This window comes from Methanoregula sp., assembly GCF_028712425.1.
Taxonomy (GTDB): domain Archaea; phylum Halobacteriota; class Methanomicrobia; order Methanomicrobiales; family Methanospirillaceae; genus Methanoregula.
The window spans coordinates 29740-43943 of sequence record NZ_JAQTQD010000017.1; the positions used below are offsets into that span (position 1 = coordinate 29740).

Consider the following 14204-nt stretch of genomic DNA (forward strand, 5'->3'; position numbering starts at 1 on the left):
GTTTTCCGGAGAATCATTATATATCTTGTATCACCACTTCTCATTAGTATCCGGCCCGTAACGGGGTGTTTTTAGGAGGGATCCTATGACAATGCGGCCATTCACCCGGAAAAAGCAGATGCTCTTTGACGTCAGCATCGTCTCCAGCATCCTTGCCGCAATGGTCATCACGTTCTTCTCTATCACGCACGGGATCTATGATGTCTTCCCGTACTTCTACCTCATCCCCATCATCCTGATCGCGTTTGCGCGGCCGGGCCTTGCCATCTACGGTACCGTTGCGGTCGGCTGGATCTACGTTGCCCTGATTTTTACCCTTGGCCTTCCCGATCTCAAGCTCTATACCCTTGCAACAGTCTGGTTCTATATCTTCGTCTCGCTCGGCGTCCTCATCTCAACCTATTCCCAGGTGTACCGGAAGGAGGGCGAGAAGAGCTGTGGTGTGTATTATAACTCGCAGGCAGGCGTCTTCAGCTATGACAAGCGGTCGTTCCGGATCCGTGACGCGAACCGGAAGTTCGCCAACATGATCCGGTACGACTGCGATGACCTGATGACCAAATCACTGCCCGACCTTATTCCCGACAAAGAAGAGCGGGAGAATTTCATCACAAAGGTCCGTGACCTCAGGCGGGTTGGTGACATCGAAGTAAAGTTCCGGGCCTGGGACGGCAGTATGCGGTGGGCGCTTGTCTCGGCAGCCGAAACCGGCGACCCCGGGGTTATCTGTACCGTTGTCGACATTACCGACAACAAGCTGGCGCAGGAAGCCCTGACGCAGGCAAACAAGAAGCTGAACCTTCTGAACAACGTCACCCGGCATGATATCCTCAACCAGCTGACTGCACTCCTCGGGTTCCTGGAGATTACCAAAGCAGACAACAGGGACCCGGCACTGGAAAAATTCATCGAGCGCGAACTGCAGGCAGCAACCGCGATCCGGAACCAGATCCTCTTCACCCGTGACTACCAGAACATCGGTGTTCACTCCCCGCTCTGGCATAATGTTGGAGAGACGGTCACGCTTGCCACCGCGAGCATTGACCCCCGTGCGATCTTCGTCAATGTCAATATCCCCCCGGTCGAGATCTACGCGGACCCGCTGCTTGAGAAAGTGTTCTACAACCTGATCGAGAACTCAATCCGTCATGGCGACCACGTGACTGAGATCGCGGTGCGGACGATCGAGCGGGCAGACTCCCTTGATATCATTGTCGAGGACAATGGAGTCGGGATCCGAGAGGATAACAAGGAGAAGATCTTCCGCCGCGAGTTCTTCAAGAACACCGGTTTCGGCCTCTTTTTGTCACGGGAGATATTAGCGATTACAAACCTTGTCATCACCGAGAACGGGACACCGGGCAAGGGGGCACGGTTTGTCATCCGCGTACCACGGGAGCATTTCCGTTCAATCGCGGACCATGGCAACGGGACATCTCCGAAGAGATAGCCTGTTGGCGTTCCAGGGATCCGCCCCTGCCTGACCTGCTTAAAAAAGAGGGAGTTGTCGTTTTCAGCAGACCCGGGGGACCGGGTCGCCCATCGGCGGTTCAATGAAACGTTCTCCGCCGATTGCTGTTTCCATGATCACGTGAGCGCCCGGGGTGACGGTACCGATAATTGTCGCATCCTTCCCGTACTTGTGTGACCGGAGCGCTGCAAGGATCGCATCCGCATCCCCGGCCGGCACGCCCATCACGACCTTGCCCTCGTTGGCAACTTCAAGCGGGTCGATGCCGAGCATGGCTGCTGCACTCTTCACGTTTTTTCGTATCGGGACCTGCTCCTCGCGGATCCGGACACAGACACCGGCCTTCTTTGCCATCTCGTTGATGGCGCTGGCAAAACCGCCGCGGGTCGGGTCCTTCATGGCATGGATGGTGCCGGCCTCCATGACCTTCGCGATCATTGTCGAGAGCGGAGCAACGTCCGAGTGGATCTGCTCGCCGAGATCAAAACCCTCCCGGTGTGCCATGATGGCAAGTCCGTGGTCGCCCAGTGTGCCGGAGACGATAATAACATCCCCGGGCTGGAGGCCGTTGTCCCGCACAACCTTCTTTGCAATGCCGATGCCGGCCGTGTTGATGGCAATGCCGTCCAATGCCCCGCGTTCCAGGACCTTTGTATCACCCGTGACGATGCTTGCCCCGGTTTCGCCGAGAGCCTCGTCCATGGAGGAAACGATCCGCTCCAGGTCTTTTGTGTCGAATCCTTCCTCGATGATCATGCCGCAGGAGAGTGCTATGGGCCGGGCGCCCATCATGGCAAGGTCGTTGACGGTCCCGCATACAGAGATCCTGCCGATGTCTCCGCCCGGGAAAAAGATAGGGCGGACAACGTGCGAGTCCGTGGTGAAGACTAAATTCTCCCCGGCAAACGGGATAACGGCCCCGTCATCGAGTGCCTCAAGACCGATCCCGCCGGCATTGTTATGTTTGAATTTCGTGAGGGTCTGCAAAAGCTCGCCCATCACTTCGCCACCGGCTCCGTGCATCATGTTGACTTTCATACTGTTAGTCCTCTGCGTCGATCTCGATGTTTGTCACAACAATCTCCCGTCCTTTCACGAGCTCGGGCAGCGCCCCGCATTTCGGGCAGACATACACTTCGCTGCCCTCGTACCCGCACGGGCACCGGGTCTGCGGCTTGACCTCCTTACAGTCAAGCACCGCCTCATGGAACAGGGGATCGTCCTCCTTGATAGTATCAAACAGATAGACAACCTGCTCCGGGTTTACCATCGCCATTTTGCCGACCTCGACATGGATCTTCATGACCTTTGTCGCCTTGTGCCCGATTGCTGCGGTGCGGGCCGTGGCATACAGGTCATAGGCGATGGAATACTCGTGCATCAGTTCTCCATTGCGGAAAAGACGTCCTTGAAGAGCGCCCGGGTCTCGAGTCCCTCCTCGCGGGAGAGGCGCTGGATGGCAAATCCGACATGGACGAGAACGAACTCACCGACCTTGACGTCAACGAGGTCGAGTCGCACTTCCTGTTTGAGATCGCCATAATCGACAAGACCGATATTTCCATCCCTGATCTCAAGGACTTCCGCGGGAATTGCAACACACATCGATGATCCTCTCTGGTACCTGAGTGTTAATGTGGGAGTTACCATTACATAAAAACACTGAAACGGGAATGACCGGACCTGAAGAACTGGAAATCGCCGCATGGGGAAAACAGAAAGCGCCGGGGAAGAGATTTGAACTCTTGAGGTGCAGGGCACCAGTAGCTTTCAAGGCTACCGCCTTCCCGGACTAGACTACCCCGGCAGTGCTCCATATGTTGGTTCCGGGATATAAAAAAGGCTTCTTTAAATGGCAGGGATAGGGCAATCCGGGATTTTTCCGGGCGCCATACGATTAGTCGCGGGGGCGGTTCCGGACGAGGACGACCGCTGCAAGCGCTGCTGCCCCGAGCAGCGGTAAGAGGGCCGCCCGCTGCGTCTCCGAGGCTGACATGTCCCCGGATGACCGGAACGGTGCGGGGGTCATTCGGCTCGCTTCAATCGATCCAATGTTCTCGCCATAGAGGGTAACGTCACCCGTTACTGAGTACTGGTACGGGTAGATCTTGAAATACAAGGTCTGACCGTTCCCGAGGATCTCAACGCGTTCCGGGTTCTGGTCTCCCTGCTCGTTCACCGTGTAGAGGATCCCGGAATCATCACTGTATTCGACAACCCAGTCAAGAGTCTTCGAAGTATACAGGGTGACGGGGCCGCTTCCGGCCTGGACAATGAAATAGGCCGGGGATCCCCGGGAGGACCGGGCCGCTGCGGATACAATCCCGGAGGAGCCTCCCGCGGTTACAGCGGTCTGTACTGGCGTGGCGATGACGCCGCTTCCGGACGTCATGGTCGTGATCGTGCGCGAGCCGACATACCCGCGCGCGTCCGTGAAACTCACTTCATAGGAACCCGGTGCGGGGACCGTCACCTCGAACGCGAAATGGGCTTTGCCGTCGGTATGGATGTACTGCGGCCCGAACACTACGGCACCTGAGGGATCGATGACCTCAACCTGGATACCGGCATTCTCCAGTCCGCGGATATCACCGGAAAGGTAGATCTTGCCGGTGAATTCCTGGGTTACAGGATTGTCGAGATGGATGTCTGCTGACCGGTCATAGATGCTGACCATGCGCATGGTGACATCGTCGCTGTTTGCCGTTGACGGTACCTCAACCTTGTAGGATCCGGTCTTCAGTCCGGTGGTGTCAAACACCGTCCGGAAACTCTTGTCGGAAAGGACATAGGCGATCTTGCGCTGGATTTCGGTGGTCGTTGTCAGCTGGTAATAGAGGACAACATCAATGGGAGTCCCGGTCCCGAACGTTGTCGTCCCGGTCACGACAAGGGGTTTTCCCACCGCAACCGAATCCGGTGCTTCAATGTTGATCTGGTACGCCAGCACCGGGGCTGACAGCAGCAGAAGTCCCAGGAACAGCAACACAGCCGTTTTCATTCACTACTCTCCGCAGACCCCGGATTTCCATTTCCCGTGCGAAAACGTATTTCCGGGGGCGTGATTGGATCAATGGTAAGTTTCCCGGCTATAATAGCATTCTGTTAGTACAGGATCCCTCCGATGAACGGCATACAACAGATCGCCGCATCTCCCATGGGTAAAGTCTTTCCCGTTCTTTCCATAACAGGGGACAGACAATTGTTGGTCCCAGCAGAGCGTATTTCATCCTGCCAGACCAATACTTACGCTGGAAATGATTACGGAAGCGCCGGAAAAACCCCTCGCTTCATGGCGGGGGAAGGAAAGATTCGGCAGTGAAGAACTGGACTGCCTCACTATTATCTTCAAAAGCGGGGGCTGCAGCTGGTCGAAGTGCCGCATGTGCAGTTACCGGCACGAGCGATACGGGAAAACCGACTGCGCCGAGCTGCTCTCCCGCCTCCGTGCCCAGCTGGCATGGGTAATCCGGGAGAACAAGCCGGAAGAGTACCGGATGGTGAAGATCTTCACATCCGGCAGCTTTTTCGATCCCGCTGAGGTTCCCCCGGCATTCCTCGCTGATGTGGCATCCGCATTCCGGGGAAAACTGCTCATAGCAGAGACACGCCCTGAATATATCAACCGGGAAACGCTGGTCCCATTCATCGAAGGGATAGATGACGGGAGCTGGAAGACGCCGCTCTATTGTGCCATTGGTCTTGAGACGAGCAATGATTTCATCCGGGAAAAATGTATCAACAAGGGCTTTTCCTTCTCTGGCTTTACGAACTCCGTTTCAGTGGCACGTTCAGCCGGTGCCGGTATCAAGGCATACCTTCTCTTCAAACCGCTCTTCCTGACGGAAGCGGAAGCAGTAAAGGACATGGAAACGACCATCCGGGATATCCTTCCTTATGCCGATCTCGTATCCATGAATCCCTGCACAGTCCAGCGGAACACTGAACTGGAGTATTACTGGAAACGCGGGGCGTACCGTCCTCCCTACCTCTGGAGTGTTCTTACCCTGCTGAACAATGCACCCGTGCACATGACTTGCGATCCTCTCGGGGGCGGGCAGAAACGCGGCCCGCACAACTGCGGGAAGTGCGACTACGAGCTCGTCCGCGGCATACGCGACTATTCCCTGAACGCCGACCGTGAACTTGTTGCCGCCCTTCTGGAAACGGAATGCGCGTGTAAAAACGAGTGGCAGTACGTTCTCGAAAATGAGAAGCCGTACTGCATGCCGCTGACCCGGTAGCGGTTATTTTTTCTGCGACCGGCCCTGGATTTCCAGCTGCTGCGCAAGGAGCGGGAGGATGGTCCCGGCATCGGAGACAATGCCGATGGCCTGCGTTGTACCCCGGTCCATCAGTTTTGTGACATGGGCGGGATTGATATCTACGCAGATGGTCTTGACACTGGACGGGAGGCAGTTGCCCACCGCGATGGAGTGCAGGAGCGTTGCCACCATCAGGACCATGCTGCACCCTTCAATCTGCTTGCGCATGGCGTCCTGTGCTGCCATCACGTCCTGGATCACGTCCGGGAGCGGGCCGTCATCCCGGATAGAACCGGCAAGGACATAGGGGACGTTGTTTTTGATGCACTCGTACATGATCCCGCTTTTGATAACGCCCTTCTCAACGGCTTTTCTTATTGACCCGGCCCGCATGATCTCGCTGATGGCATAGAGGTGGTGTTTGTGGCCGCCCATCACGGGCTTGCCGGTGGTGATATCCATCCCAAGGGAAGTCCCGTACAGGCAGTTCTCGATGTCGTGGGTCGCAAGGGCATTACCGGCAAAGAGCACGTTCACGTACCCGCTGCGGATCATGGAGGCAAGGGCCTTTGCCGCACCGGTGTGGACGATTGCCGGGCCCCCGACAACCGCGATCTTCCCGCCTTTTTTCCGGACCTCGAGCATCTCTTTTGCGATCAGGGCGATCAGGGTCTCGCTGGGGCGTTCTGAAGAGACCGTCCCGTGCATAAACTCAAACGTGCTCTGCTCGCGGGGACGCTCGGGGTAGGTGACGCTGACGCCCTGCTCACCGACAACGACAAGGTTGCCCTTCCGGATCTTGCCCAGGGCCTCTGCCTTTGCGGTCTTCCTGACAGGATCGACAACGATGAGGAAGTCCATCTCGATTGCTTCGACAGGAATCCATTCGCCGTTGTACTTAACCTGGGTCGGGTGGTTCGAGGTGGTATAGAATCCCTTGGGCACCACATGATCGGCTTCAGCCGGAACCAGGTGGACATCCATGACCTCGACCGGGCGGGCGCCGAGCCGGTGGACTTCTGACAGGATCGCCCTGAGCTTCTCTTTACCCGAAGCCGAGATGCGCAGCCGGGCATAGCTCGTGTCGGTCTTCTTCTTCCCCACCTCAAAGACAAGGATCTCGAAGTTGCCACCCAGATCCATGACCCGGTCCATGAGCTGCATCATGATGCCGGAATCGATGATGTGGCCTCGGAGCTCGATCTCCTGCGTCTCGACCATAATACTGAGAATTAGAGCGATGATCCTTAATATGCATTCCTGAATAAACCCGATCTACCCGTATTTTGTTTTGATCACCGCAATTTGAGAAGAATTCGGATTGCCCGCCGGGAGCAGGCCCGGTCAGGATGCGTGTTTCTCACGGAGGAAAGCCTCGGCCCGCTCACGGTCTCTTTTGGTGTTGATATTCAGGGCCAGGCTGGGCTCGTTGAGGAGAAGACGGAACTCGTCCTGCTCGTCACCGGCCAGGTCCCCGCGGATGATGTTGATACCGGCCGGGCATGCATCGACCTCACCGATCCGTTCACGGTAGGGCATACTCTCACGGCAGCTGGTCACTGCTGCAGCGGGAACCCAGGTGGAGAGGGCATCCTTTTTAGCCGCACCATAGGCATCGCGTATAGATGCCACCAGCACTTCTGTAATACAGGGGATATCCGCAACCGATACGAAAAGTGGACCGTCCTCTTCGAGCGAGCGTACCGCCTGGACCATATCGCCCACATAGCCAACGCCATCCGTCCGGCAGAAGGAGATGCCATTGGCACGGCACCAGTTTGCGGTCATGGGAGTCTTTGGGGAACCGGCAACAACCGGTTCGCACCCGGCTTTATAAAAAGCGCTGATGACATACGCGATCATGGGCCTGTCACAGATGAGGGCAAGGGGTTTTTCCCCGCTGTTGAGCCGGCTGCCGGAGCCCCCGGCCATGATCAGTGCACGCATGCTGCAAATGCCTCGATGAGGGCCTGGTTTTCTTCACGGGACATGACCGCTATCCGTATGCAGGTTGGCAGGCCAAACGACGTACAGTCACGCACAAGAACACCACGGGCCGCAAGCGTCTCGCAGAGCGGAGATACATTCCGTCCGCAATCGAACAGGATAAAGTTTGCGCGGGAGGGGGTGCACTTCATGCCGAGCGCCTCCAGCTCCGAAACCAGGAATGCCCGCTCCTTTTCTATAGCTGCCCTGGACGCAGCCAGGTCATCAAGGTGAAGGAGCGCTTCCATGGCATAGGCCTCAGCATAGGCATTGACGCACCAGGGTGACCGGGCTGTCTCGATCTTCCGGATGAGATCCGGATCGCCGAAACCGTACCCGAACCGGATACCCGGGACGGCAAAGCACTTGGTGATCGAGCGCAGGACAAAAAGAGAGGGATCACGGACATCGGCTACGCTCTGCTGCGGATCGGAGAGCTCGATGAATGCCTCATCACAGAAAAGGATGGAGCCGGAATCTTTAGCAGCAGAGAGTTTTGCCCTGACTTCATCCTTTGATACCAGCTGACCCGTGGGATTATTGGGATTGCAGAGGAACTGCACGGAAGCGCTACGGGGATCTGTGATACGGGATGCCCCGGCAAGGGCGGCGGAGAGCTCGTATTCACCAAATGTCGGGGATCCTGCAAAGAAGGTGCGGTTTGTTGCAGGATTGCGGTAAAGTACTGCACAGAATGCCCGGATCAGCTCGATGGATCCGTTCCCCACGCAGATCTCCTCAGGATCCCGGTGGAAGACCTGCCCTATTCTTTCCTTGAGCGCACTGAACGAGTCATCCGGGTAATATTTCAGGCACTCGGGATCCAGGTGCCACGCGAACTGCGGAACGAACGGGTTGACGCTCGCGCTGAAATCCAGCACTGATTTGCGGGTTTTTTCCAGCTGCCGCTTTCCCAATCCACCGTGCACGGCCCGTTCCGGAAAGTCAACAACCAAAGAATTCCGCCCCTTTTCTCAAATACTAGGCTATTCTGTCATAAATGCATTGTGAAGCCGGCTTTGCCGCAAAAGAAAAAAGTATTTATAGGTATGCGTGTTATTTTGATTCATCTGGTTAAGTCAGACACAAGGGTTCTCTTTGTCTGACATATGAACGACAATTGCCAGACATATGTCAGAAATGTGAGATACAATGATGCAAAGAATCACGCTCCGGTTGCCAGAACAGCAGATCAACCTGCTCCAGCAGATGGTGGATTCGGGGGAATACCCGAATGTATCGGAAGCGGTCCGGGCAGCCGTCCGTGAACTTGTTGAGAAACGAGCAAGTCGTGTCCTTAAGGAAAGTGACCAGGTTTCATTCAAGGTTTGAGAGGGTAGTAGAAATGCAGAGTATAATCAACGACGCACTAAAAAATGCCGAGCTGGAAAAAGAGATGAACAAGCCCGGCAGCGCAAATGCAATGGAAGATGACTTTGTCGGCCAGCCGAGGATCGTTATCATCGGCTGCGGTGGTGCAGGAAACAACACCGTGAACCGTATCCACCACATGGGCGTTTCCGGTGCAGAGACCATCGCCATCAACACCGACAAGCAGCACCTGGACATGATCCAGGCGGACAAACGCATCCTGATCGGCAAGTCCCTGACAAAGGGTCTCGGCGCCGGCGGTTATCCCGATGTTGGTAAGAGAGCAGCCGAGATGGCCCGCCCGACACTTGAAGCAATCCTCGAATCCGCTGACCTCGTCTTCATCACAGCAGGTATGGGAGGAGGTACCGGTACCGGCTCCGCACCCGTTGTTGCACAGATCGCAAAAGAACAGGGCGCAATTGTCGTCGGGATGGTCAGCTACCCGTTCCAGGTCGAGAAGGCACGCCTGATCCGTGCAGAAGAGGGTCTTGAGGCATTCGCAGCCGCAGCAGACTCGGTCATCGTTCTCGACAACAACCGGCTCAAGAACTTCGTCCCGAACCTCCCGCTCGGGCAGGCATTCTCCGTCATGGACCAGCTCATCGGCGAGACCGTCAAGGGGATCTCCGAGACCATTACCGAGCCGTCGCTCATCAACATCGACTACGCCGATGTCCGCGCCATCATGTCCAAGGGCGGCGTTGCCGTCATGCTCGTTGGCGAGAGCAAGCAGCAGAACAAGGCAGAGAGCGTTGTCCGCGAGTGCCTCTCCAACCCGATGCTCGACATCGACTACCGTGGCGCAACCGGAAGCCTGATCCACATCACCGGCGGCACCGACCTGACCCTGCAGGATGCAGAAGAAGTCGCAACCTCGCTCACCTACGAGCTCGACCCCCACGCGGATGTCATCTGGGGTGCCCGCGTCCGGCCCGACATGGAAGGCAAGATCCGTGTCCTCGCCATCATGACCGGTGTCAAGAGCGCACAGATCCTCGGCACCCGCCAGTCCTACAAGACTGTAGTCCAGGAATTCGACAACAAGCGCTCCAATCCCCGGGCAGTCGAGATGCCCGTCCAGCGCAGGACCAGCAGCAGGGACCAGCCCAGCGGTGGCGGCGTCCTTGAATGGGTCGGTTAAACCACGCACAACCTGAATCAATCACCATTCCAGCCTAATCCGAAGATCCATAATCCAGACCCGTTGGTCCCTCAACTACCAACACCCTTTTTGTCATTTTATCAAAAACTGAGGAGATCGTCGCCATGGCATCACGCCGCTATATCACAAACGAGAACCCGGTCAGGGAAGTGAACCTGCAGAGCGCAAAACTCTTTGAAAGCGACCTCGAATTCCTCCGGACACGGGGGATTCCGGTACGCACGGCGCTCCGCGAAGCCCTTCATGAGCACGTGAAGAAGATCCAGTCAAAGGCACTGCCGGCCATGACCCCGGAACAGCGCGCAGTATTCATCCTGAACGGCAAAGTACCGGCAGGAGATGTGCCCCGGGAATAAAAGATCCCTGCTCTGCAGTGCGCCCATTGGGAGACCACTGATATACATCACCTGTTTAACAGTGCCTGTTTTCAGCCGGAATCACGGCGAAACACTTAATAGCACACTCTTCCTTTAAGATATAGTACATTCGACCAATCCTTCGCTGGGAGGATGGGGGCGAGATTCCGCACGAGCGGTTCGCCCCGGTATCGGGAGTTGAACATCATGAACAGAGTGTCGAACAAAGACTTCGAAGCGAAGTCTTCCCTGAATTCTGCGCTAAGTATCTTTTCTGATGTTTTTTTCCCTGCATCCTGTATGCAGAGTGTTTTCGCTGGCCTGTCCGGCACCCGGAACATTACGGCTTTCGTGATTCCGGAAACCTCATACGAGCGGGTGTGCGCCTCCCGTGAAGGGATAATTAAAATGAGGAGTTGGTAACGCATGTTGAATGACCTGATGGAAAAGAGAAAGAAAACCCTTGCTGAGTCTGAAGAACACAAGAACCGCCGGAACGAGCTGAACGCGAATGCCAGCAAGTTCGCCCGCGAGCGGAACACGTTAAATAACCAGACCCGCGAGTTTGTCGAAGAGGCGCAGAAGAACAAGGACCTCCGGGACAAGTACAACCAGGAAGTCCTTGACATCAAGGCCCAGAGAAACGAGCTCAACGACAAGGCCAATGTCCTGTTCGAGGACATTGAGTCCTTCAAGAAGGAGCATGGCACCCAGAAGAACCGCGGCGTCAAGGAACTCCAGAAGCAGATCGAGTACATGGAGTACCGCCAGCAGACCGAGGTCTTCACCACCGACAAGGAACGCGAGCTGATCGAGAAGATCAAGCATATGAAAGGCCAGGTCCGTGAGCAGGAAGCCGAGCTTGAGCAGAACAAGGAGATGCGGACCAAGATCACCGAGGCCCGTGATTTCCGCAAGCAGGCATCCGACCTGCACGCGAAAGTGACTGAAGTCGCCGAGCTTGCCCAGAAGCACCACGACCTGATGGTCGAGTCCTACCGCAAGGCAGACAAGTCCCGGGAAGCTGCCGACGCCGCCCACAAGAGCTTTGTCGAGGCGCAGGAGTCCGCAGATTCCGAGCACAAGTTCTTCATTGCCTGCCAGAAAGAGCTCCGCGATTACGACAAGGTCATCTCCGGCCTGCGCAAGAAGACCAAGAAAGTCAAGGTCACCAAGGAACAGAAGGCTGTCCGAAAAGAGGCAGAGAGCCTGTTCAAGAATTTCCGCGCCGGCGAGAAACTCACCACAGACGATATCCTGCTCCTCCAGCGCTCAAAACTCATCTGATCTCTTCACCCTTTTTTTGTTTTTTCTGCCGTCAGCAATGATTTAATAGATTTACGGCATTTTTATAGTACAATGACAGAGGGGCGGACGCTGGTCCTGAGTGTTGACCGGGATGACGATATCGGCTGGAAAGCCAAGATCGAAAGCCCGTGCATCGGCCGCGCCGCGTGCTTAAAAGCGGCAAATACCCTTGCACTCACCGATCCCGAGGACTCTGATGTCAATGCCATCTTCTCTGCGATCAAGATCTATGACGAGCTGACGGCAAAAGGAGAAGATGCGGCAGTCGCGGTTGTCGCAGGAAACCACCTGCACATGATAGAAGGGGATCGCAGGATTGCAACCTCGCTCAAGAAAGTCGTTGAAGAGACGAAGGCAACGAACTGCGTCCTTGTCACGGATGGTGCCGAGGACGAGTATGTCATCCCGATCATCCAGTCTCTCCTCCCCGTCACCAGCATCCGCAGGGTCATCGTCAACCAGATGCCCAATCTTGAAGGCACCTACTATATCCTGAAGAAACTCTTCGATGACCCGAAGATCTCCCGTATGGTCTTCATCCCGATAGGCCTTGCCATGCTGCTCTATGCAAGCGCGTTCCTGCTCGGTGCACCCGGCCTTGCAACCATCATCGTCGTCATGGTGATCGGGTGCTTCCTCCTGTACAAGGGCTTCGGATTCGATGAATTTACGCATGGAGTCATGGACGCCCTCCGTGTCTCCCTCTCCCGCGGACGGTTCTCGTTCATCACCTACACGACCACTATCCTGCTCGTCATCATCGGATTCACCCTGGGATTCTACAACATCCTGCACTACTATTCCACTGACAGCAGTCTGGGACTGGTCACCTACCTTGTGACCTTCATTTACGGTGCCATCGAATGGCTCATCTTTGCCGGGCTCGTTCTCTCGGTCGGCGTCATTATCGACGTTTACCAGAATGACCGGAAGAACCTCGGCAAGGTGATCGTCTTCCCGTTCTTTGTCACGGCAATCGGCCTCCTCCTGTATGCCGCCAGCATCTACCTGATCCCCACCCTGGGTGTGCCCGACTTCCCGCTCTCCCAGGAGACAATATCCCGGTACATTCTCTGGGATACCATTGCCGGCATAGCCGCCGCAATAGCAGGAGTCCTCATCCAGAACTATGTGACAAAGAAGGTTGCCGAGCAGAAAAAAGAAGAGATCATTGAGACAATCTGAAGTGCTTTTTTGGCATGGTTTTCCTGCCATTATCCTGCAGATCTTTCGTTTTTTCCCCATCGCAGGATCAACAGGCCCGGACTATACCTGTTCCGCCAACTGTCAGCGCCCCGACAATGGGACCATGCTAACGCGCGATATTATGGCACCGCAAAACATGAAATAAAAATCACGAAAAGGAAGTCCCCGGTGAATTCCACAGGTGGATCCCATTATCGTGCAGCTGTTAGTCCTGGCGGCCGGGAACTTCAGACAGGGAGAAATACCCGATCCCGGAGGGGAACTCACGCACCATCGTGAAGTTCCGGGTCACCTGCGGGGACCTGACCGTAAGATTGGGGATAACGACATTGAAGGTATGGGCCGGGTACCAGTAGATCCCGTCGCCATAGGAGACTGCCGCCTCATTGACCGTGAACTCGGCACCTTCAAGATCAATACGCTGGATCTTGGCTTCATCATAGTTCAGGATCTTCATCAGCTTGTTTTTCAGGTCCTGTTTTCCAAAGAAAAAGAAGATGATCCTGGTGCTCTCATCAACAGAATAGTTCACGTTGATATTTGCCGTGCCATTGTCCAGCTGCACATCGACATCGTATACCTTGATGTACCCATACCGGTCTTCCCCGGCAGCAAAGACCGGGGCTGCCAGGAACACCGCAAGGAGCAGGATCAATGCCACGGCACGGGCTCGCATAACATACTCATTTCGTGAAGAGTCCTTAAAGCGTTTATGGTTATACGTGGGAGGATGCCGGCGGAAAAACGTGAAAACCCGTGGTGATTATAATATAAAAAATGTATTATTTGTTGTTGGCAAGGATGATCTCGATGGACGAGACGTTCGTTTTGCCGGTATCGGTATCGATGATCTCCGTTGAGGTGAGGATCTCTTTCTTGGTCACACCCTCAAGGAAGCGGTTCAGGGCGATTTCGGCAGTATCCACGGCACGGGAAATTGCCTTTCCCCGCGCCTTTATCGCAACTTCAGGTGCACCATTGTTGAACTGGGTGACCACGGCAAGTACATAGTTCATGACGGGCTTGTTGCCGACGAATACTGTGTTCTCTCTCTGTTGCTGCATAGGTGCCTCCCG

Annotated in this window: 16 protein-coding genes and 1 tRNA gene; 7 read left to right on the plus strand and 10 right to left on the minus strand. The window is 55.6% G+C overall.

The genetic code is table 11. From position 1 onward, the window contains the following. Window positions 1-85 precede the first annotated feature (85 nt). Window positions 86-1450, plus strand: coding sequence for a PAS domain-containing sensor histidine kinase (locus tag PHF39_RS09870; RefSeq protein ID WP_300223469.1), 1365 nt, complete (start codon window positions 86-88; stop codon window positions 1448-1450). 63 nt (window positions 1451-1513) lie between these two features. Here the strand turns inward: PHF39_RS09870 and hypE are convergent, their stop codons facing one another. The 5 genes from hypE to PHF39_RS09895 all read right to left on the minus strand — a co-directional run bounded on the left by hypE (window position 1514) and on the right by PHF39_RS09895 (window position 4472). Further along, window positions 1514-2509, minus strand: coding sequence for a hydrogenase expression/formation protein HypE (hypE, locus tag PHF39_RS09875; protein WP_300223471.1), 996 nt, complete (start codon window positions 2507-2509; stop codon window positions 1514-1516). A gap of 4 nt (window positions 2510-2513) precedes the next feature. Continuing rightward, window positions 2514-2852 carry a hydrogenase maturation nickel metallochaperone HypA gene (locus PHF39_RS09880; RefSeq protein ID WP_300223473.1) on the minus strand — a complete coding sequence of 113 codons (339 nt, stop codon included), beginning with the start codon at window positions 2850-2852 and terminating at the stop codon, window positions 2514-2516. Continuing rightward, window positions 2852-3076 carry a HypC/HybG/HupF family hydrogenase formation chaperone gene (locus tag PHF39_RS09885; protein ID WP_300223475.1) on the minus strand — a complete coding sequence of 75 codons (225 nt, stop codon included), beginning with the start codon at window positions 3074-3076 and terminating at the stop codon, window positions 2852-2854. Before PHF39_RS09885 ends, PHF39_RS09880 begins: the two co-directional genes overlap by 1 nt. A 117-nt stretch (window positions 3077-3193) precedes the next feature. Beyond that, window positions 3194-3278: transfer RNA gene (locus PHF39_RS09890), tRNA-Ser, on the minus strand. Window positions 3279-3368: 90 nt separating this feature from the next. Further along, the gene (locus tag PHF39_RS09895) at window positions 3369-4472 is read right to left on the minus strand and encodes a hypothetical protein (RefSeq protein ID WP_300223477.1); all 1104 of its coding nucleotides are present in this window, start codon (window positions 4470-4472) and stop codon (window positions 3369-3371) included. Window positions 4473-4728: 256 nt separating this feature from the next. On the opposite strand from PHF39_RS09895, the gene PHF39_RS09900 reads away from it, so the two are divergent. Next, window positions 4729-5715: an archaeosine biosynthesis radical SAM protein RaSEA gene (locus tag PHF39_RS09900; protein WP_300223479.1), complete on the plus strand. Its 987-nt coding sequence runs from the start codon at window positions 4729-4731 to the stop codon at window positions 5713-5715. Window positions 5716-5718: 3 nt separating this feature from the next. Here PHF39_RS09900 and PHF39_RS09905 read toward each other — a convergent pair whose 3' ends face one another. The 3 genes from PHF39_RS09905 to PHF39_RS09915 form a co-directional block, all read right to left on the minus strand. Then, window positions 5719-6957: a TIGR00300 family protein gene (locus PHF39_RS09905; protein ID WP_300223481.1), complete on the minus strand. Its 1239-nt coding sequence runs from the start codon at window positions 6955-6957 to the stop codon at window positions 5719-5721. 123 nt (window positions 6958-7080) lie between these two features. Next, window positions 7081-7683 (minus strand): NTP transferase domain-containing protein, encoded by a 603-nt coding sequence (locus tag PHF39_RS09910; protein WP_300223483.1) that lies wholly within the window; start codon window positions 7681-7683, stop codon window positions 7081-7083. After that, the gene (locus tag PHF39_RS09915; protein ID WP_300223485.1) at window positions 7671-8651 is read right to left on the minus strand and encodes a histidinol-phosphate transaminase; all 981 of its coding nucleotides are present in this window, start codon (window positions 8649-8651) and stop codon (window positions 7671-7673) included. Before PHF39_RS09915 ends, PHF39_RS09910 begins: the two co-directional genes overlap by 13 nt. A gap of 223 nt (window positions 8652-8874) precedes the next feature. Between PHF39_RS09915 and PHF39_RS09920 the strand changes: the two genes are divergently transcribed. The 5 genes from PHF39_RS09920 to PHF39_RS09940 all read left to right on the plus strand — a co-directional run bounded on the left by PHF39_RS09920 (window position 8875) and on the right by PHF39_RS09940 (window position 13107). Further along, window positions 8875-9054 (plus strand): type II toxin-antitoxin system ParD family antitoxin, encoded by a 180-nt coding sequence (locus tag PHF39_RS09920; protein ID WP_015285751.1) that lies wholly within the window; start codon window positions 8875-8877, stop codon window positions 9052-9054. A 13-nt stretch (window positions 9055-9067) separates the two neighbouring features. Next, the gene (ftsZ, locus tag PHF39_RS09925) at window positions 9068-10237 is read left to right on the plus strand and encodes a cell division protein FtsZ (RefSeq protein ID WP_300223487.1); all 1170 of its coding nucleotides are present in this window, start codon (window positions 9068-9070) and stop codon (window positions 10235-10237) included. Between the two features lie 125 nt (window positions 10238-10362). Next, window positions 10363-10614, plus strand: coding sequence for a hypothetical protein (locus PHF39_RS09930; RefSeq protein WP_300223489.1), 252 nt, complete (start codon window positions 10363-10365; stop codon window positions 10612-10614). A 426-nt stretch (window positions 10615-11040) separates the two neighbouring features. Further along, the gene (locus PHF39_RS09935; protein ID WP_300223491.1) at window positions 11041-11901 is read left to right on the plus strand and encodes a phosphoserine phosphatase; all 861 of its coding nucleotides are present in this window, start codon (window positions 11041-11043) and stop codon (window positions 11899-11901) included. A gap of 72 nt (window positions 11902-11973) precedes the next feature. Then, window positions 11974-13107: a DUF373 family protein gene (locus PHF39_RS09940; RefSeq protein ID WP_300223493.1), complete on the plus strand. Its 1134-nt coding sequence runs from the start codon at window positions 11974-11976 to the stop codon at window positions 13105-13107. Between the two features lie 226 nt (window positions 13108-13333). On the opposite strand, the gene PHF39_RS09945 is transcribed toward PHF39_RS09940, so the two are convergent. Together PHF39_RS09945 and albA are read right to left on the minus strand one after the other, a co-directional pair. Then, a complete protein-coding gene (locus PHF39_RS09945; RefSeq protein WP_300223495.1) occupies window positions 13334-13804 on the minus strand; it encodes a hypothetical protein in 471 nt (156 codons plus the stop codon). A 106-nt stretch (window positions 13805-13910) separates the two neighbouring features. Beyond that, entirely contained in the window at window positions 13911-14192 is a 282-nt protein-coding gene (albA, locus tag PHF39_RS09950; RefSeq protein ID WP_300223497.1) for a DNA-binding protein Alba, read from the minus strand. Window positions 14193-14204 lie beyond the last annotated feature (12 nt).

Bases quoted from the DNA above. Each gene is read 5' to 3' on its own strand.
- PHF39_RS09945 (WP_300223495.1), bottom strand. From the start codon at position 13,804: ATGCGAGCCCGTGCCGTGGCATTGATCCTGCTCCTTGCGGTGTTCCTG.
- PHF39_RS09930 (WP_300223489.1), top strand. From the start codon at position 10,363: ATGGCATCACGCCGCTATATCACAAACGAGAACCCGGTCAGGGAAGTG.
- PHF39_RS09880 (WP_300223473.1), bottom strand. From the start codon at position 2,852: ATGCACGAGTATTCCATCGCCTATGACCTGTATGCCACGGCCCGCACC.
- PHF39_RS09920 (WP_015285751.1), top strand. From the start codon at position 8,875: ATGATGCAAAGAATCACGCTCCGGTTGCCAGAACAGCAGATCAACCTG.
- PHF39_RS09900 (WP_300223479.1), top strand. From the start codon at position 4,729: ATGATTACGGAAGCGCCGGAAAAACCCCTCGCTTCATGGCGGGGGAAG.
- PHF39_RS09905 (WP_300223481.1), bottom strand. From the start codon at position 6,957: ATGGTCGAGACGCAGGAGATCGAGCTCCGAGGCCACATCATCGATTCC.
- PHF39_RS09910 (WP_300223483.1), bottom strand. From the start codon at position 7,683: ATGCGTGCACTGATCATGGCCGGGGGCTCCGGCAGCCGGCTCAACAGC.
- PHF39_RS09870 (WP_300223469.1), top strand. From the start codon at position 86: ATGACAATGCGGCCATTCACCCGGAAAAAGCAGATGCTCTTTGACGTC.
- PHF39_RS09885 (WP_300223475.1), bottom strand. From the start codon at position 3,076: ATGTGTGTTGCAATTCCCGCGGAAGTCCTTGAGATCAGGGATGGAAAT.
- albA (WP_300223497.1), bottom strand. From the start codon at position 14,192: ATGCAGCAACAGAGAGAGAACACAGTATTCGTCGGCAACAAGCCCGTC.
- PHF39_RS09940 (WP_300223493.1), top strand. From the start codon at position 11,974: ATGACAGAGGGGCGGACGCTGGTCCTGAGTGTTGACCGGGATGACGAT.
- hypE (WP_300223471.1), bottom strand. From the start codon at position 2,509: ATGAAAGTCAACATGATGCACGGAGCCGGTGGCGAAGTGATGGGCGAG.
- PHF39_RS09895 (WP_300223477.1), bottom strand. From the start codon at position 4,472: ATGAAAACGGCTGTGTTGCTGTTCCTGGGACTTCTGCTGCTGTCAGCC.
- PHF39_RS09935 (WP_300223491.1), top strand. From the start codon at position 11,041: ATGTTGAATGACCTGATGGAAAAGAGAAAGAAAACCCTTGCTGAGTCT.
- ftsZ (WP_300223487.1), top strand. From the start codon at position 9,068: ATGCAGAGTATAATCAACGACGCACTAAAAAATGCCGAGCTGGAAAAA.